Source organism: Oceanobacillus sp. NCCP-135, from assembly GCF_059698015.1.
This window is the reverse complement of the sequence record NZ_BAAKSZ010000005.1, coordinates 1-17,427: the sequence shown is the minus strand read 5'-3', so window position 1 is coordinate 17,427 and position 17,427 is coordinate 1. Positions and strand designations below refer to the sequence as shown.

Sequence of the window (17,427 nt, the reverse complement as noted above, 5' to 3'; positions counted from 1 at the left end):
GAATAATGAAATGAAATATTTCATCATGTTATTCGTGGCAATGATGTTGAGTGGATGTGCCGAACAAGAAGATCCAAGCATAGAAACGAAAGAGGAAGTGAGCGCATCCGTTAATTTTAGGAATATTGACATACGAACGGAAGAAAAACAAATTTATTTAACTGGTGAGGCAAAAACCAGTGAAGATAAATTTTATTATACCGTTGGACAGGGAGAACAAATGCTAGTTGAAGAAATGAGTGTTCCACTTGAAGAAGAGAACGATGGATGGAGTGATTTTGAGTTAAAGATCGATTTACCTGAAGAACCTACAGCAGAACCACCTATTCTTACCCTATATGGGAAAAATAAAGAAGGAAAAGCAGTCAACCCAAATTATATACCAATTGACGTTACTACTGATTAAAAAAAGGGTAAGCTAAAGCAGCTTACCTCTAATTACCTCGTATGTATGATCAGTATCCGTATTTTTCAACTACCTCAGTTACTTTAGCTGTCAATTCATCCCATTCAACATCAAAGTCTTTATTTACCGTAATAAAATTTTGATAGCCAAAAACGTTTGCCACACCTTTAAGTTGCATCAATTCATTTAAAATTTCATGCTCACTTGTGTCACCAGGCATAACAGAAATACTGTTGGTTCCTTCAAAAATAAGTTTATCTGTGGTGAATTTTAGTGCGTTTGGATTTGGTGTAGCTTCTACACGTACTCCCATAAGTTTTCCCTCCTAATTATACTTATCTTTATATTAGCAGAAATTCTCCAATTTAAAAAGAATTTATATAATAAAGTGAAACTTCATTCAGTGGGGATTCCCCTTCCTCCCCCACTGAATGTTAGTGCCTCATGGTATGAACAAAAGGCCCTTGAACAGAATCAGAAAATTTACGGGTTGTTTATTTCCCACCTTCATGTTTGGGATTTCTCACGCTTGGAGGTGGGGGTATTACAGCCCGTTAATGCGTGATAAATGCCCCCACTTTTATGTGAGGGCAGATGTTTGCTGTAGTAAATCCTTTTCATCCAGATAATGAATTGGATATTACTGTATGCAAGATTGCAGAGGTTAGCTTAGCTGATTACGCTGTTTCAGTTGTTGTTCCAGCTGCTGCAGTTGCTGCTTTTCTTCGGGGGTTGCTTGATTATAAGCTTCCTGAATGGCATTTTGCGCTGCCTGTTGATCGGTTGGACTGGCATTGTTATTTCCTTGTGCATTCATAAAGTTAGTAACAGCATTTTTAGCTTGTTGAAATAAGTTATTATTATTTTCCAACTAAAACCCTCCTACGGTATGATTATCTGCTTCCCCATGTTTTCGTTTTACATCTGAAAACCTGGATCTGTAAGGAAATCGTTCGTCGTGTTTTTTAACAGAATCAACGCCGTTTTGAACAAAGCGCTTTGATTTACTTCCTTTTCCCACGATAACTCACTCCTTCAGTTTGCTGGAAATGCAACAATGAAACAAAAATGAACGCTTTTATACGCTCATTAGTAGTATGGATGAATCCCTAAAAATATATTGTAGGAAATATACGGAAAAATTACACAGATTTAACTTTTAACTGCAAGTATTCTTCGAGAAATATACCTATTCCATCCTGTTCATTTGTATCTGTAATATGTTTAGCAACAGATTTTAGTTCATTGATTGCATTACCCATAGCTACACCAACTCCTGCATAATCAATCATTTCTAAATCATTATCTTCATCACCAAAAGCGATGATTCTTTCTTTTGGGATATTAAAATAATGAGCAACTTTTTGTAAGCCTACTGCTTTATTCATCCCTTTTTTTACAATTTCAATGATATTCCATGGCGCACCCCATTTACGATGCTCAATCAGTTCTGCATGATAATCATCCAAGTGGCTCCTGAGTTGATAAATATGATCCTCTTTTGGGTGGATAAGAACAGATGTAGGATCTTCCGTCAATTCGTTTTTTAAATTTCCAATAGTAAATGGGGGATCTCCTTGTGTTGAGTGAAAAATTTCAATTATCTTCTCATCATATTGATCAAGGTAAACATCGTCCATTACTTCTGCTAAAATATTATTAACATCCAAATCATAGCAAGCATCAATAATTTTATGGGCGGTTTGGATCGGCATCGGATTATGAAGCGCATCCCATTTATTATCCCTTGGATGATGGATAAGTGCTCCATTAAAATTAACCATAGGAGTATCTAACCCAAGGTTGTGGTAATAGTCGATGCTCGCACGATGTGGTCTTCCTGTTGCAATAACAACAACATGACCTTCATCCATTGCTGTTAGTATAGTTTGTTTCGTACGGGAACTAATTTCTTTATTATCTGTTAACAATGTGCCATCTAAGTCTAAAGCGATTAAATGTCTTTTGTTTTCCATTAATTTCACCTCATCTGACAATAGTTTATAAGTGGTAGCAAGATATGTAAAGTTATTTTTCTTCTTTTACATTGCTTGCAAATATGTCAACGTTAATATTACTATATAAGAGAATGTTCAAAAAGTCCGGTAAAAATGACACAATGGGATAGGGGAACTACGACTGAGTGCCGACACGTCCCTTGAAAAAACTTATTCTCACGAAGATGTGAATTTACGGAAGCTTTCCTTGTCCTCAAAGCTACGTCGCTTCGGCTTTGACGCACAGGACATGCTAGTTGCGGACTTGCAGATTGGACGTCTGCAACATTAGCCGACCTCGGTCCTTTTTGAACTTTATAAGTAATTAACATTCATAAGGGGACAAAAACATGATAGGGATTTACGAAAAAAACATTAAAACAATTCCCAGCCTTGTGGTGGTTGATGCTGACAGGGAGAAAGAAGCCTTGCCTGTCGTAACTTATTTTCATGGATTTACCAGTGCGAAGGAACATAATTTGCCTTTAGCTTATTTATTGGCAGAAAAGGGATTTCGGGTTGTGCTTCCAGATAGTGAGTACCATGGCCAACGGGAGAGGGCAGTGTCTTCCTTGAAGAAACAAATTTCCTTTTGGGATATTGTCATGCAAAATGTCAATGAACTAAAACATATTAAGGATCACTTTGATGAAGAAGGATTGGTTTTAGATGAACGTTTTGGTATAGCAGGAACGAGTATGGGAGGTATAACAACATCTGCAGCGCTAACTCAATATCCATGGATTAAAGTAGCAGCGGTATTAATGGGCTCTCCTAAAATAACCACCTATGCCAAAACATTAGTAAATAGTTTTAAAAAAATGGGGAATCTCCCTGTAACCGAGGACATGATCGATCATCTCTATGAACAACTTGAAAATTATGATCTGTCCAAACAGGTAGAAAAGCTGAATGAACGTCCGCTTTTATTTTGGCACGGGGAAAATGATGCAGTTGTTCCATTCGACCATTCGTTTACATTTTATGAAGATGTAGCAAAAACGTATCGGAATACGGATAACATTCATTTTCTAAAGGAATCTAACCGTGATCATAAAGTAAGTAGATATGCTATTTTAGAAACCGTTAAATGGTTTGAAGAGCATTTATAAGTGTGCATAGAATACACGTGTCCTTAGTCCGTAGAAGAACGGCTTTGGCTTGAGGGGTTTTTGCGGCCTTGTTCTATCCTATAAATATAAACAAAAGAGGTTCGCAAAGTGAGCTATATCATTTAAATAATAAATAAAATATGTTTAAATATAGGTATGAACAATACGAGGAGGTAAATTCATGGATGAAGCTTTAAAAGAAAATATGATGGGTGCTTTGGAGAACGTAATTGACCCGGAGTTGGGAATTGATATTGTTAACCTTGGTTTAATATATGATGTTGATTTAGATGAAGAAGGTCTATGTACTGTTACAATGACTCTTACAGCAATGGGTTGCCCACTTTCAGCACATATTGAAGCTGACGTAAGACGAGCACTCTCAGATATTCCGGAAATTAAAGAAATTAAAGTTGATATTGTTTGGAATCCACCCTGGGGTAAAGAAAGAATGTCCCGTTATGCAAAAATCGCTCTAGGTATTCCAGATTGATCCATCCTCACTAAGGTTGATTCATTTTATATGGGTCGGCCTTTTATTTTATTTTTTTAGAGAAAATGAATGAGGTGAATGATGCAAAATGAATGGAATTTCCCTGTTTGCCAAATAGTTGGTTATAAAAATTCAGGAAAAACAACGCTGATGGAAAAATTAATTCGTTATTTCGCTACACATGACAAGCAGGTTGGTACATTAAAGCATCATGGTCATGGTGGAGAACCTCAGCTAGTAAAGGAGACAGATAGTTATAAGCATTTGGAAGCTGGAGCAAGAGTAAGTGCAGTAAAAGGAGAGCATCAATTCCAAATAACAATAAATAACGCATCTATCGAACTGGATGAGCTTATTAAATATTATACATTTCTTCCGCTTGATATCTTACTAATTGAAGGGTATAAACAAGCATCCTATCCTAAAATCGTATTAATTAGAAATGAGCACGATTTACAGCTGCTAAATGAGCTGTCCGATATAATTGCAGTCGGATCCAGGGACGATGCTCTTATAAAAAAATGTAATAATTATACTTTTCACGTGGAGGAATCTCATGATTTCTTGCCCAAGCTGGTGGACTATATTACAGTAACATTAGGTGGTATAAAGTAATATCTCATTCTGCGGATTAATTACCGCCAGTTACATGTGGGATAAAAGGGGATCTAACAATGGATAAGAATTTTTGGATTACAAAAGACCCAATTGAAATAAACGATGTTGTAGCTAAAGTTGTGCGTCCGGAAGCTGGTGCTATCAATACATTTATCGGAACTGTACGTGAATTTACAAAAGGAAAAAGAACTTTATATCTTGAATACCAGGCTTATGCTGCCATGGCTGAAAAAAAGCTTGAGGAAATCGGCCAGGAAATTGACGGGAAGTGGGGGGATACGCGGACGGCTATTGCTCACCGAGTCGGTCGTCTGGATATTTCTGACATTGCCGTTGTTATTGCAGTTTCAACACCACATCGCAAGGATGCTTTTGAGGCAAGCCGTTATGCGATAGAACGAATGAAGGAAATTGTCCCTATCTGGAAAAAAGAGAACTGGGAAGATGGAACACTTTGGATTGGGGATCAAAAGGAATCGAAGTCTTATAAAGAAATTTTGCCAATCGGGGAGGGGATTAACAATGATTGATGTATTGTTTTTTGCTGAGCTGCAGGAGGCAGTAGGACAGGAAAAAATCTCGCTGCAGATAGAAGGGATTACGGTGAGGGATCTAAAAACAAAATGGCTCGCAGAATATGAATTAGATAACTTAGATGCTGCAATGGTAGCAGTAAATGAAGAATATGCTCAGGAAGACACTGTTTTAGCAAGTGGAGATGTTGTTGCATTTATTCCGCCGGTGAGTGGGGGATAGGATGTATTATGGGAGATAGCGCCTTCATCGAAGTTAAGAGAAAATAACAAAAATGGAGAGACACCGCCCCGAAGTGGAGAGAAAATGAAGAATAGCTTGCCTATCTCTCAACTTTCTTTTGCTATTTCTCATATTCACCAGATCCCCTCTCCACTTTTTACTAGTATCCATCCAAACCCTTAGCTGAACATTAGAACGGAAGGTTTTAAAAGAAGTACAGCGTAGCACCTACTGGAGAAGGCAGTTAGAATGAAAAAATTAGAATAGACAATGAAAAAACGGGATGATCTGTATCAGTCCCGTTTTTTCATTAAAATAATTCATCTTCTAATCCATCGGAGTCTATTACAATAAATCCGGTCTTATCTGTCGTGATTAAGTTTTTCTTTTTCAGCTGGGTTAGTGTGCGGCTGACTGTTTCACGACTTGATCCGATCATATTAGCCAGCTCCCTATTCGTAAACTGTGTCGTTATCCGAATTTGATTGTCCGTAGTTTCTTTTCCGTAACTTTTGGATAGGCGCAAGAGTAGCATGATAATTTGTTCGTATGTATTGTGAAGGATTTTTTCTTCTAAACGCACCTGCAGATCTACAATAATATCTCCTAAGACACGGAATAATTTCACGCAAATCTCCGGATGTGTAATCAGGAAATTTTCAAATAAATTTATCGGAATATATATTAATACAGCATCTTCTAGTACTTCTGCATGTGCTGGATAGTTATCCTGTCGAAAGAATCCCTGATGTGGAAACATATCTCCCGGCTGCAATACATTTACAATTTGCTCTTTACCGTGGATATCGGTTTTGTAAATTTTGATTTTCCCTTGGTGTATGAAATAAACATTTGTTAACGGGTCGCCCTGCATAAATATATGTGCACCATGACGATACAACCGGTTTTTGGCTAAATCAACAATAGGCTCCATTTCAAACGCTGTCAGATCTTTAAATATAGTAAATCTTTGTAACAGTTCCCGAACTGATTCTGAATTCATTGTGACATCCCCCTTCTAGCTAACTTGTAACTACTTTATCTCCCTCTTTTACCATAGTATCATGTAACATACTGTGATATTAATTAAAATGTGAATATTTAATGTTACTGTGATAAAAATCATATGTTAATGGTGTTTTTACTCACATACATTTCCATCTGTTCGGCTTATTCTATAATTGTTTAATTAATATCAGAAAATGAGCTGGGAGGTTTCTTAAATGAATAATATAAAATATACAACAAAGTTGCACGCTCCAGACATTGAACCTAAATATAGACATCCACGTATTTTTGAAGTTTTCGATGAACTACAATCAGGTGAATTCATGGAGCTTTCAAATGATCATAATCCAAAACCATTACATTATCAATTTATGATGGAAAGAGAAGGGACATTCTCCTGGGAGTACTTAGAAGAAGGTCCAACACTTTGGCGTGTAGCTATTGGAAAAATATAATGTAAGCATAGATCCTTGAAATTAGTTTCAAGGATCTATTTGTGTCGATAAGATGAACTGATATATATAAGTGAAAAACATCACATCGTTTGTTTAAAAGGTAATTTACAATTTAGATAGAACTTTTCAATGGTTTAAAACTGCTTGGTGATAAACCAAGTTTACGAATAGGAGGATTACCATGTTTACAAGAGATTATAATGAAAATCCGTTTATTGTAATTTGGGAATTGACACGTGCCTGCCAATTAAAATGCCTGCATTGCCGTGCAGAAGCACAGTATCATCGCAACCCTTTGGAATTAACGTTTGAAGAAGGTAAAGAACTGATTGATGATATATATGAAATGGATAATCCGATGTTGGTATTTACTGGTGGAGATCCTTTAGAGCGTCCGGATGTTTTCGATATTGCAGAATATGCCGTTAATAAAGGTGTTCGTGTTTCAATGACACCATCGGCAACACCGAATGTAACAAAAGAAGCGATGCAAAAAGCAAAGGATGTGGGACTAGCAAGATGGGCATTCAGTGTTGATGGACATTGTGCTCGAGTGCATGATCATTTCCGTGGAACAGATGGTTCGTTTGATTTAACGATGAATGCAATACAGTATTTACATGAATTGGAAATGCCATTACAAATTAACACCGTTATATCAAAATACAATTATCAATACCTTGATGAAATGGCTGAAATGATCGAAAAAATGGGTGTAGTCCTATGGAGTGTATTTTTCCTTGTTCCAACTGGACGAGGGAAGGAGTCAGATATGATTTCACCAGCAGAACATGAGAAGGTACTACGCTGGTTATATAATCTTTCGAAACATGTTCCATTTGATATTAAAACAACTGCAGCTCAGCATTATCGTCGTGTCGTTATTCAAAACAAAATACGTGAACATAAGGGGATGAGCGATAAGGAGCATATCTTTTATGAGGATGCACTCAATCAGGGAAAAACAGGTCAAATTGACGGCTTAGGTCGTGCACCTAAGGGAGTAAACGATGGCAATGGTTTTGTTTTTATTTCCCATACTGGGGATGTCTATCCAAGTGGATTACTGCCAATTAAAGCGGGGAATGTTCGTCAGACACCATTAGCAACCATTTACCGAGAATCAGAAGTATTCCAAAATCTAAGAAATCCGGATAAATATAAAGGGAAATGTGGAGTCTGTGAATTCCGTCATGTATGTGGTGGCTCTAGGTCAAGAGCCTATAATGTAACAGGTGATTATATGGAGAGCGAACCATATTGTGTTTATATTCCTAAAGCATGGCGTGAAAAAATGAAACAAGAAAGAGCGAAAACGAAATAATATAAAAAGATGAGACTTAAGGATCGAGTCTCATCTTTTTACATTAATAATTATAAGAACAAAATAACAAGTATACCTACGATGAAACAATAAAAGGCGAAATACTTTAGATTACCTTTAGCCATGACGTTAATAAACCATTTCAAGGCATAGAATGAGGCAATAATCGATGCTATAAATGCAATTAAATAAGGAATCATTAATGTGTCAAAATCTGGATCACCAATAATATCAGTTACAGATAATATGCTAATACCAAGACTTACTGGAATATATAACAAGAATGAAAATCTTAGTGCAGTTTCTTGTTTCATACCTACGAGCATTGCGGCAACAATGGTAGCGCCTGAACGACTGATTCCTGGAATTAAAGCAACTGCTTGGGCAAAGCCGACAATAAGGGCATCTTTTACGGTTAAATCCCCATCATTTTTTCTACCTTTGAGATTACGGATGATCCATAATGCGGCACCAGTTAAAAGGAGTGTATAACCTACTATAGCTACACCGCTCAGTTTTTCACCAATATAGTCTTCAAATAATATACCAAGTACTCCAGTTGGGATTGTTGCTATCACAAGGAAAACAATAAATTGAAAATCGCCTTTTGCATCATCATCTTTATTAATAATATAGCGGAAGCCATTTTTAATTAAACGAATGATGTCATTTCTGTAAATGAGCAGAACTGCTATCAGTGAGCCAAAGTTAACTAATATTTCAAAAGAAAGACCCTTAATTTCAATATTAAATAGTTCACGGAAAATAATTAAATGGCCACTTGAAGATATCGGGATTGGCTCTGTAAATCCCTGGATTAATCCTAATATTAAATATTTAACTAATATCCAAAGTTCTGTGATTGTTTCCATAAAAAATTTCCTCCCGGGAATGCTTCATTTTCATTTCATATACAAGTCACCAAAATATAGGCATATGAATAGTCTATTTGGTGAGGAGGGTTAAGAAAATGAAGAACAATTATCATCATATATACGATTTATGTAAAGAACATATGCATTCTTATGTGCTTGCTGAAATGGTTGATGGATCAAAGGTTGACGGGATAATAACTGGATTGGATGATGAATATGTCTATTTTGCTGTGCCAATTGATCATAATCAAAATCCATCACCGGATTATGATTATCCTTCATATGATCATGACCGTCAGTTCGGCTATGGCTATCCAGGTTACGGCTATGGGTATGGTTACCCAGGATATGGCCGTCCTCCAAGAAGATTCAGAAGGCTTATTTTACCTTTAGCTGCACTTGCTGCATTAAGTGTATTACCCTGGTATTAGTTATTGTACCTTGAGAAAAACGCTAAAGCGTCTTTCCAGAGGTCAGAGAGCAGAAGTCAGATTTGGAGAAATCGGCGAAAGAGTCGATTTCGTTTATACTTTCTTACTTCTTTAAATAGTAGAACCCTTGCCATTTTGGGTTTCTTAGAAGGCAAGGGTTCTTCCAACATATCCAAATTTAGTTGTTGCTTTGTTCCTCTTTCAGTACTCCGTCACCTAAAATAGCAACTGCTACGACAAAAAGACCTGTTACTATAAATGTACCAGTCATATTGAATTCATTTCCAGCCATGCTTGATAGAACATAAGAAATTACAGCACTTATTAGCACTGCCCAAACAATCGTTACGATGTATCGCATTTGTTACACCTCATCTTAAGAAAATATTTTCTATAATTTTCAATGATCTTTTATAGTTTCTTGCACTCATCTATAGTTTACCAAATGAACGTGAAAAATAAAAGTATTTCTTTTTCATATACATACTATACAAGGGGGATTTTGTATGTCATTTTTAGTTGTTAACTGTAATCATTGGATTGGTTTTCATATGACAAATACTTTTTTAGAAGAAGGATTTGAGGTTGATGGCATTTGCGGGGATGATGGTGATGAGAATTTGCCGATGTTTTTTGGGAGAAACAGTTTATTTACACTAGTAAATAACAATCACAGACAGGATTATGATACAGCAATTATTATCGATGAAAATAGGGAACTGGTAAATATTAAATCAAAGCGAACCGTAAAAATTGGCGGTAATGGTGAAAGTTCAGAGGAAAGCGAATATACTGTCCATATTAAAATCCCCTTACTTTATGGTGAATGGATGACAATGAATGAAAAAGGGATGTATAGAGATAATGAATTTATACCGTTTGATTCAAAAAGATTTCAGAAAGAAGCAATATACATTAGGGATTTTACGAATGCATTCATACAATGGTTGAAAGTAGATGATCTGCCACAGTATCTAAATGTAGTGTCCTCAAAAAATAAAGAAGACAAGGGCTTAAAACTTGAAAATACCATCTATCTTCGGGACAATAGACCTACAGGGGAAAAGCTAAAAGCAGTATTAACTCATTATAAAAAAATGAAAAATTATACTGATTAGTGGATGCTTGATACGTGATTTATTTACGAATGATAGTCAAACAGATACAATGAAGAAAGCCAACGAGTTGCAGACAGGAGTGCCTCCATTGAAAAAAATACATATTTTCCTACTATTCATGTTTACTTTAATAATCATTACAGGTTGTAGCAGTTTAAATAGTCAAGATCATATTCAAAATGTAGGTATGCTGGTTGATGGCACTATTGAAAATCAAGCATGGAATGAAAAAGGCTATCAGGGTTTATTACAAATTGGTGAAGAGTATGATGTCAATGTGTTTTACAAGGAAAATATAGTTACAGAGCAAGAAATTGCAAGTGCTGTTGATGAATTTGTCCAAAATGGAGTAAATCTTATCTTCGGTCATAGCAGTACTTATGGAAATTATTTCATTAATCTAGCCGAAAGTTATCCAGATGTTCAATTTGTCTATTTTAATGGCGGTTACTATGATGAAAATGTAACAAGTTTAAACTTCAATGCACATGCGATGGGTTTCTTTGCTGGTATGATAGCGGCAGAAATGACACAGTCTAATCATGTAGGAATGATTTCCGCCTATCAATGGCAGCCAGAAATAGAAGGATTTTTTGAAGGGGTAAAATTTCAAAATCCAAAAGCGAATGTAACGATTGAGTTCGTTAATAATTGGAATGACAATGAAACCGCAGTAGAACTGTATGAAAAGATGCGGAATAACGGGGTAGATGTTTTTTATCCTACTGGAGATGTTTACAGCAGGGAAATCATAAAGCACTCACATGCAGATGGTATTTATGCAATTGGATATGTTGAAGATCAATCTGAAATAAATGAAACTACTGTATTAACAAGTACTGTTCAATCTGTGGACAAGCTGTATGAATTAACAGCTGAGCAATTTAATGCAGGAGAACTAGAAGGAAGTATTATGACTTTCGATTTTCAGGATAAAGTCATTTCATTAGGTGAATTTAGTCCAAGTATTCCTGAAAGTTTCCAGGCATACATGGCAGATATTGTTGAAGAATATATGAAGACAGACTTACTGCCTAATGAAAAATAGGTTGCCATGGTGTAGGTAGGTTATCACTTTTTCTTGCAAGTTAGAAAAATATACATTAAAATTAGTACCAAGTCATAATAATTGATATTAACATTCAGTATATAAGGAGATGGAATTAATGAATGCAGGTGTATTAGGCACTGGACATTACCTTCCAACAAGAGTGGTTACAAATCATGATATGGAAAAAATAGTGGATACAAATGATGAATGGATTAGGACTAGAACTGGAATTGAAGAAAGAAGATTTGCGGAGGATGACGTGAACACATCTGACATGGCATATTATGCTGCACTGGAGGCTTTGGAAGAAGCAAATGTAGCAGTGGAGGAAATTGATTTAATTCTGGTAGCAACCGTTACACCTGATACACCTTTTCCATCTGTAGCATGTATGATTCAAGATAGATTAGGTGCAGTAAAGGCAGCAGCAATGGATGTTAGTGCAGCATGCTCCGGATTTATGTATGGAATGATAACGGCAAAGCAGTTTATTGAAACTGGAGTCTATAAGCAGATATTAGTTGTTGGATCTGAAAAACTATCTAAAATTACAAACTGGGAAGATCGTAGTACGTGTGTGCTGCTGGGAGATGGTGCGGGTGCCGCAGTCATTGGTGAAGTTTCAGAAGGTAGGGGGATTTTATCCTTTGAGCTTGGTGCAAACGGGGCAGGAGGCAAGGAACTTTACCAGGATGAAAATGATCATTTGATTATGAATGGTCGTGAAGTTTTTAAATTTGCTGTAAGACAAATGCCTCAATCAACAGTAAACGTTGTTGAGAAAATCGGTTTTAATAAAGAGGATGTGGATTATTTGATACCACATCAGGCAAATATCAGAATCATGGATGCTGCACGTGAGCGTCTGGGGATTTCTGAAGATAAAATGGCAAAAACCATCAGGAAATTTGGAAATAATTCCTCAGCTTCCATTCCAATGGCCTTATCGGAATCTGTAAAAGGTGGTAAAATTAAAGATGATGATTTAATCGTTTTAGTTGGATTTGGTGGGGGATTGACATGGGGCGCAGTCGCCATGCGCTGGGGAAGATAAGCAATAAGAATATTTCGTAAACGTTCTATAGGAGGAAACCTTAATGGAAGAAAGAAGAGTTGTCATAACAGGACTTGGGGCAGTTACACCTGTAGGAAACAGTGTTGAAACAATGTGGGCAAATATTTTGGAAGGGAAATCAGGAATTGACTTTGTGACAAAAGTCAATAAAGAGAACTTTCCAGCTAAGGTTGCTGCAGAAGTGACAGATTTTGATCCAACGGAATATATGGAAAAAAAGGATGCAAGAAAAATGGATCCCTTTACTCAATATGCTGTAGCGGCAGCAAAGATGGCTGTTGAAGATGCAAAGCTGAGCATTGACGACAGTAACGCACACCGTGTTGGTGTTTGGATAGGCTCGGGTATTGGCGGAATGAATACATGGGAGGATCAACATACGAAGTTTTTGGAAAAAGGAGCGAAGCGTGTAAGTCCGTTTTTCGTTCCAATGATGATTCCTGATATGGCGGCAGGACAAGTGTCGATTCAATTAGGTGCGAAAGGGATTAATTCCTGTTCGGTTACTGCATGTGCATCTGGTGCAAATTCTATTGGTGATGCATTCAAGGCGGTTCAACGCGGCGATGTGGATTATATTATTGCCGGAGGAACGGAAGCTCCTATTTCAAATATGGCTTTCGCAGGCTTTTCTTCCGCAAAAGCATTATCACTGAATGAAGATCCTGAAAGAGCGAGCCGTCCATTTGATAAAAATCGTGATGGCTTTGTAATGGGGGAAGGGGCAGGAATTTTAATACTTGAAACATTGGAATCAGCGCTCGAGCGTGGAGCACATATTTATGGAGAAATTGCTGGGTATGGTGCTACAGGAGATGCCTATCACATTACAGCCCCTGCGAAAAATGGGGAAGGGGCAGCAAGAGCAATGCAGCATGCACTGGATGATGCTGGGATTTCTGCTGAAGAAGTAGATTATATTAATGCACATGGTACGAGTACCGCACTTAATGATAAGTTTGAAACAGCTGCGATAAAAACTGTTTTTGGAGACCATGCATACAAATTAGCAGTATCCTCAACGAAATCAATGACAGGTCATTTACTTGGTGCAGCTGGTGGAGTGGAAGCAGTTATCTCGATGAAGGCAATTGAAGATAACGTATTACCAGCAACAACAAACTATGAAACTCCTGATGATGACTGTGATCTTGACTATGTACCAAATGAAGCCAGAAGACAGAGCGTTAATGTAGTTGTAAGTAATTCCCTTGGATTTGGCGGTCATAATGTAGCATTGGTGTTTAAAAAATATCATAAATAGTAAGTTTATATGTTAGCTGACCAATAATGTGTATTGGTCAGCTTTTTCGATGGTGGGGTAGATGGTTCTACTTTTAAGATGAGAGAGACAGGCTTAAAGTTGAGAGAAAAGAAGAAATCCTTACTTATCTCTCAACTTTCTTTAGTGATCTCTCAAGTTTGGCAGATTATCTCTCAACGTTACACTCATATCTCTTAAATTTCTCACCAAAACCTTCCCACACTCCAAAACAACTTAGGTAATTAATATTCATTTATTCACTTATCCAAGCATAAATTAATAAAAACTATGGGACAGGCTTGGGTGATAATAGATGGGATATATATTTTTATTTTTAATTGGATTCGGACTTGCTGTCGCTGGCGGGGTAACTATAATTGCGTATATGAATTTCTTGCCTGCAGGACTAGGGTGGGTGGATTACTTTATTTTTATTAAAGGCAGAATGGAGTGTTATTTTCTGCCTGCTGGAATTTTATTAATGGCATTTGTGATTTTTCGTTATCCAAACAATCTCTAATCTCAACTAATCTCGAATATTTTTTCCACTGATTGGTCATAATGTATTCTAAGTTGAGTTATAAAAGTGAGGGTTGTTTATGTTATATTTGCATGATGTGTGGGTGAATTGGTTTGAAGGGGAAGAAAATGGGTATAGTATCTGTTATTTTCATGAATGGCGAAAAGAAGACGCAATTGAATTATTAGATCAGGTTCCATTATTGTACATAACACAAGAGCTATACGACTACATTGAAAATGACATGCATGATTTGCCGAGAGCTATGCTTGATACAATTTACAAACGAGCCTATATGCGAAAAGGGCAGGAGAGATCTGTATTGGATTATGCGTGTGTGATTACTGATGGTAACGATATATTAGCAATGGATACAATTGGTTATCAGATACCGATTCGAAAAAGCAGATTAATCCCTAGGCAGGAACAGCTCGTTTATGACATGATTCAAAATACAAAACCCCAGTCATACCAATATGATGGCAAAGATTATCAGAAGGAATATCACATGCTTTCTATGCGACCTGAATTGATTTTCGGTTTAACCCGAAGAGAAAGGCAGTTGAAGCAACTGCTCATGATGGGACTGGATCAGCTTAAGACCACCAATAATCCGAAAGAAATACGGTACTGGCTGACAGAATGGGATCCAAAAAGCTACCCATTTAACCGTGTTCTGCATGAAGATCAGGTATGGGAGTCATTGTACAATGGAGTGCAGCAGGGATGGAGTAAGGCCCATGAAGAACTATGTACGAAGTTAATTAAAGGCCAGCCATTCCTTGAAAAAATGTGGGAGATTGAAAATGGTCAGGAGCAGAATGCTTCGAAATAGGATTTCATTACATTGTGTGGGTCTGTTTTTATTGAAAAAAATTTTAAAGCGGAAGTTCACAATAAAATGGTTAGAAGTTCACAATGAGTTGGTCAGAAGTTCACCGTGGAATGGTCAGAAGTTCACAGCAAAATGGCTAAAGTTCACAATTTATGATTTGCAAATCAAAAGGGCGCTTCCGATATTCGGGACGCCCTTTATTTTACCTTTTCTTCTTAACTCTGCCAAGCCCCATCGCCTTCTTAGCTTTTGCTACTGTTTTATTCGCAGTAAAAGAAGCCTTTTCAGCACCATTATCCAAAATTTCATCCAATTGATCGGATTCGAGTAAAGCATAATATTCATCCTGAACTGGTTTTAATACTTCAATCACAGCATTTGCCACGCCTTGCTTGAAATCTCCGTATCCTTTACCTTTATACTTTGCTTCCAGTTCTTCAATGGACTCACCACTGCAGCTGGAATAGATCGTTAATAAGTTGGATATCCCCGGTTTATTTTCCTTGTCAAATTTTACTATACCTTCAGAATCTGTAACTGCACTCTTAATTTTCTTCTCAATTTTCTTTGGTTCATCAAGCATGGAGATGAATCCTTTTTCATTTTCGTCGGACTTACTCATTTTCTTTGTTGGCTCCTGCAGTGACATAATACGTGCGCCAACTTTCGGTATCCGCACTTCCGGAACGGTAAAAATATCATTGAATTTGTTATTGAAGCGCTGTGCCAAGTTTCTTGTCAGCTCCAAATGCTGCTTTTGATCTTCCCCAACAGGAACAAGATCCGTGTTATAAAGTAATATATCTGCAGCCATTAGGGAAGGATATGTTAACAACGCCGAAGAAACACCTTCTTTTCCTGCCGATTTATCCTTGTACTGTGTCATCCGCTCCAGTTCACCGACATAACTGATTGATTGCAGGATCCAGCCAAGCTGTGTATGTGCAGGTACTTCTGATTGTACAAATAACGTGGAACGATCAGGATTGATACCAGATGCAAGATACAGTGCAGCAAGTGAACGAATGTTATTTCTTAGTTTTAAGCGGTCTTGGGGAACAGTGATGGCATGTTCATCTACGATACAAAAATAACAGTCAAACTCCTCTTGCAGCTCGGTAAACTGCTTCAGTGCTCCTAAATAGTTTCCAATTGTCAATGTACCACTTGGCTGTATTCCGGAAAAAATTGTCTTCATCTAACTTCACTCCATCTATTTTATAATTTTAAGCATTAAAAAAAGCCCATTTATCCACTTAAACAGGGACGAATGAACCCCCGTGTGCCACCGTACCACTAAACTTTGGGTATGCCCATTCCTCATTCGTCCCGTTAAATTCCTCTAAAGCCTCAATTATAAACTTTATTATGCTAGCCTCATCTTTCCCAATTTTATTAGGATCTTTATCCCACAAGGTAGATAATAGGCTAAATAGGACTATTTGATTTTGTTCTTTTACTTTCTTTTTACTTACTCTGCCTTTTTCAGTTTTGAGTTCTTCTTTTAAATGATTAAATTTTTCGGTAGGTACGGTGGTGATACTCATTGCCTTTTTAGCAAACTTTAAATTAATTACCATTTCCTTATTTGGCTTATACTCAATTGATTCTATCACATGTTTTAAATAATTTCTTACTTGCTTAGTTGTTTGATTTTTATAAAAGGTTTCAGGCTGAAGTAATAATCCTACAACTTCCTGCAATTCAACTTTTTTCATACTTTGTTCTTCTTGTTCTTCATTTAATTGGTTTTTTTGCTTTCTTAATGTCCTAATCTCTTTAGTTAATTCCTCACCTTGTTTTATTAAATCCATTTTAAACTCCGGATCAGTTACTTGACCAATGCTAGAGATAATTCCTTGCTTAGACTCTTCTGCTTTTTTAATTTTGTTATCTAGGCCATTTATCTTCTCAAGGTAGGCAGTATTATTTTCTAACGCATCTTTTTGATAACTATATAATGTTTTCAGTACATTAAGCAATACAGTTGCATTACCAAATATGTCAAGAACTATATTATCAGAGCTTTTTGCGATGTGCCACTTTTTTAGTTTTACGAGCAAAAAAATAAAGGTTTTATTTTTTTTGA

24 protein-coding genes are annotated in these 17,427 nt (G+C 36.8%); 15 read left to right on the top strand and 9 right to left on the bottom strand.

All coding sequences use genetic code 11. From position 1 onward, the window contains the following. The first annotated feature begins 10 nt into the window (after positions 1 to 10). Entirely contained in the window at positions 11 to 406 is a 396-nt protein-coding gene (locus AC6HVZ_RS05045) for a hypothetical protein (protein WP_497557055.1), read from the top strand. Between the two features lie 49 nt (positions 407 to 455). On the opposite strand, the gene AC6HVZ_RS05040 is transcribed toward AC6HVZ_RS05045, so the two are convergent. The 4 genes from AC6HVZ_RS05040 to AC6HVZ_RS05025 all read right to left on the bottom strand — a co-directional run bounded on the left by AC6HVZ_RS05040 (position 456) and on the right by AC6HVZ_RS05025 (position 2,382). Next, the gene (locus AC6HVZ_RS05040; protein WP_497557054.1) at positions 456 to 719 is read right to left on the bottom strand and encodes a NifU N-terminal domain-containing protein; all 264 of its coding nucleotides are present in this window, start codon (positions 717 to 719) and stop codon (positions 456 to 458) included. A 351-nt stretch (positions 720 to 1,070) separates the two neighbouring features. Continuing rightward, complete coding sequence (locus AC6HVZ_RS05035; RefSeq protein WP_497557053.1) at positions 1,071 to 1,277, bottom strand: DUF3813 family protein; 207 nt, start codon at positions 1,275 to 1,277, stop codon at positions 1,071 to 1,073. Continuing rightward, positions 1,278 to 1,427 (bottom strand): hypothetical protein, encoded by a 150-nt coding sequence (locus AC6HVZ_RS05030; protein ID WP_497557052.1) that lies wholly within the window; start codon positions 1,425 to 1,427, stop codon positions 1,278 to 1,280. A 121-nt stretch (positions 1,428 to 1,548) separates the two neighbouring features. Beyond that, the gene (locus AC6HVZ_RS05025; RefSeq protein WP_497557051.1) at positions 1,549 to 2,382 is read right to left on the bottom strand and encodes a Cof-type HAD-IIB family hydrolase; all 834 of its coding nucleotides are present in this window, start codon (positions 2,380 to 2,382) and stop codon (positions 1,549 to 1,551) included. A 371-nt stretch (positions 2,383 to 2,753) separates the two neighbouring features. Here AC6HVZ_RS05025 and yjfP point away from each other — a divergent pair, with 371 nt between their 5' ends. The 5 genes from yjfP (at position 2,754) to moaD (ending at position 5,382) form a co-directional block, all read left to right on the top strand. After that, positions 2,754 to 3,515 (top strand): esterase, encoded by a 762-nt coding sequence (yjfP, locus tag AC6HVZ_RS05020; protein WP_497557050.1) that lies wholly within the window; start codon positions 2,754 to 2,756, stop codon positions 3,513 to 3,515. Between the two features lie 181 nt (positions 3,516 to 3,696). Then, positions 3,697 to 4,008, top strand: a complete 312-nt coding sequence (locus AC6HVZ_RS05015) for a metal-sulfur cluster assembly factor (protein WP_497557049.1) — start codon at positions 3,697 to 3,699, stop codon at positions 4,006 to 4,008. A gap of 81 nt (positions 4,009 to 4,089) precedes the next feature. Next, positions 4,090 to 4,623: a molybdopterin-guanine dinucleotide biosynthesis protein B gene (mobB, locus tag AC6HVZ_RS05010; protein ID WP_497557048.1), complete on the top strand. Its 534-nt coding sequence runs from the start codon at positions 4,090 to 4,092 to the stop codon at positions 4,621 to 4,623. A 59-nt stretch (positions 4,624 to 4,682) separates the two neighbouring features. Continuing rightward, positions 4,683 to 5,156: a molybdenum cofactor biosynthesis protein MoaE gene (locus AC6HVZ_RS05005; protein ID WP_497557047.1), complete on the top strand. Its 474-nt coding sequence runs from the start codon at positions 4,683 to 4,685 to the stop codon at positions 5,154 to 5,156. Further along, a complete protein-coding gene (moaD, locus tag AC6HVZ_RS05000; protein WP_497557046.1) occupies positions 5,149 to 5,382 on the top strand; it encodes a molybdopterin converting factor subunit 1 in 234 nt (77 codons plus the stop codon). The genes AC6HVZ_RS05005 and moaD overlap by 8 nt, the downstream gene beginning before the upstream one ends. Positions 5,383 to 5,692: 310 nt before the next feature. Here the strand turns inward: moaD and AC6HVZ_RS04995 are convergent, their stop codons facing one another. Then, a complete protein-coding gene (locus AC6HVZ_RS04995; RefSeq protein WP_497557045.1) occupies positions 5,693 to 6,385 on the bottom strand; it encodes a Crp/Fnr family transcriptional regulator in 693 nt (230 codons plus the stop codon). Positions 6,386 to 6,605: 220 nt separating this feature from the next. Here AC6HVZ_RS04995 and AC6HVZ_RS04990 point away from each other — a divergent pair, with 220 nt between their 5' ends. Both AC6HVZ_RS04990 and AC6HVZ_RS04985 read left to right on the top strand, forming a co-directional pair. Next, positions 6,606 to 6,845, top strand: a complete 240-nt coding sequence (locus tag AC6HVZ_RS04990) for a DUF2249 domain-containing protein (RefSeq protein WP_497557044.1) — start codon at positions 6,606 to 6,608, stop codon at positions 6,843 to 6,845. A 181-nt stretch (positions 6,846 to 7,026) separates the two neighbouring features. Beyond that, complete coding sequence (locus AC6HVZ_RS04985) at positions 7,027 to 8,169, top strand: TIGR04053 family radical SAM/SPASM domain-containing protein (RefSeq protein ID WP_497557043.1); 1,143 nt, start codon at positions 7,027 to 7,029, stop codon at positions 8,167 to 8,169. A gap of 50 nt (positions 8,170 to 8,219) precedes the next feature. Here the strand turns inward: AC6HVZ_RS04985 and AC6HVZ_RS04980 are convergent, their stop codons facing one another. Next, the gene (locus AC6HVZ_RS04980) at positions 8,220 to 9,041 is read right to left on the bottom strand and encodes an undecaprenyl-diphosphate phosphatase (RefSeq protein ID WP_497557042.1); all 822 of its coding nucleotides are present in this window, start codon (positions 9,039 to 9,041) and stop codon (positions 8,220 to 8,222) included. A gap of 98 nt (positions 9,042 to 9,139) precedes the next feature. Here AC6HVZ_RS04980 and AC6HVZ_RS04975 point away from each other — a divergent pair, with 98 nt between their 5' ends. After that, on the top strand, positions 9,140 to 9,475 hold the full coding sequence (locus AC6HVZ_RS04975; RefSeq protein ID WP_497557041.1) for a hypothetical protein: 336 nt from the start codon (positions 9,140 to 9,142) through the stop codon (positions 9,473 to 9,475). 178 nt (positions 9,476 to 9,653) lie between these two features. Here AC6HVZ_RS04975 and AC6HVZ_RS04970 read toward each other — a convergent pair whose 3' ends face one another. Beyond that, positions 9,654 to 9,836 (bottom strand): DUF2929 family protein, encoded by a 183-nt coding sequence (locus AC6HVZ_RS04970; RefSeq protein ID WP_497557040.1) that lies wholly within the window; start codon positions 9,834 to 9,836, stop codon positions 9,654 to 9,656. A gap of 145 nt (positions 9,837 to 9,981) precedes the next feature. On the opposite strand from AC6HVZ_RS04970, the gene AC6HVZ_RS04965 reads away from it, so the two are divergent. The 6 genes from AC6HVZ_RS04965 to AC6HVZ_RS04940 all read left to right on the top strand — a co-directional run bounded on the left by AC6HVZ_RS04965 (position 9,982) and on the right by AC6HVZ_RS04940 (position 15,338). After that, positions 9,982 to 10,593, top strand: a complete 612-nt coding sequence (locus AC6HVZ_RS04965; RefSeq protein ID WP_497557039.1) for a hypothetical protein — start codon at positions 9,982 to 9,984, stop codon at positions 10,591 to 10,593. Between the two features lie 79 nt (positions 10,594 to 10,672). Further along, positions 10,673 to 11,641, top strand: coding sequence for a BMP family ABC transporter substrate-binding protein (locus AC6HVZ_RS04960; protein ID WP_497557205.1), 969 nt, complete (start codon positions 10,673 to 10,675; stop codon positions 11,639 to 11,641). Positions 11,642 to 11,759: 118 nt separating this feature from the next. Continuing rightward, positions 11,760 to 12,698 carry a beta-ketoacyl-ACP synthase III gene (locus AC6HVZ_RS04955; RefSeq protein WP_497557038.1) on the top strand — a complete coding sequence of 313 codons (939 nt, stop codon included), beginning with the start codon at positions 11,760 to 11,762 and terminating at the stop codon, positions 12,696 to 12,698. Between the two features lie 43 nt (positions 12,699 to 12,741). Further along, on the top strand, positions 12,742 to 13,983 hold the full coding sequence (gene fabF / locus AC6HVZ_RS04950) for a beta-ketoacyl-ACP synthase II (protein WP_497557037.1): 1,242 nt from the start codon (positions 12,742 to 12,744) through the stop codon (positions 13,981 to 13,983). A gap of 313 nt (positions 13,984 to 14,296) precedes the next feature. Next, entirely contained in the window at positions 14,297 to 14,503 is a 207-nt protein-coding gene (locus AC6HVZ_RS04945) for a YuzI family membrane protein (RefSeq protein WP_497557036.1), read from the top strand. A gap of 79 nt (positions 14,504 to 14,582) precedes the next feature. After that, entirely contained in the window at positions 14,583 to 15,338 is a 756-nt protein-coding gene (locus AC6HVZ_RS04940) for a YjbA family protein (protein WP_497557035.1), read from the top strand. Positions 15,339 to 15,540: 202 nt separating this feature from the next. Here AC6HVZ_RS04940 and trpS read toward each other — a convergent pair whose 3' ends face one another. Continuing rightward, positions 15,541 to 16,536 carry a tryptophan--tRNA ligase gene (trpS, locus tag AC6HVZ_RS04935; protein ID WP_497557034.1) on the bottom strand — a complete coding sequence of 332 codons (996 nt, stop codon included), beginning with the start codon at positions 16,534 to 16,536 and terminating at the stop codon, positions 15,541 to 15,543. Between the two features lie 58 nt (positions 16,537 to 16,594). Further along, a partial coding sequence (locus tag AC6HVZ_RS04930) for a hypothetical protein (RefSeq protein WP_497557033.1) occupies positions 16,595 to 17,427 on the bottom strand: 833 nt, incomplete at its 5' end.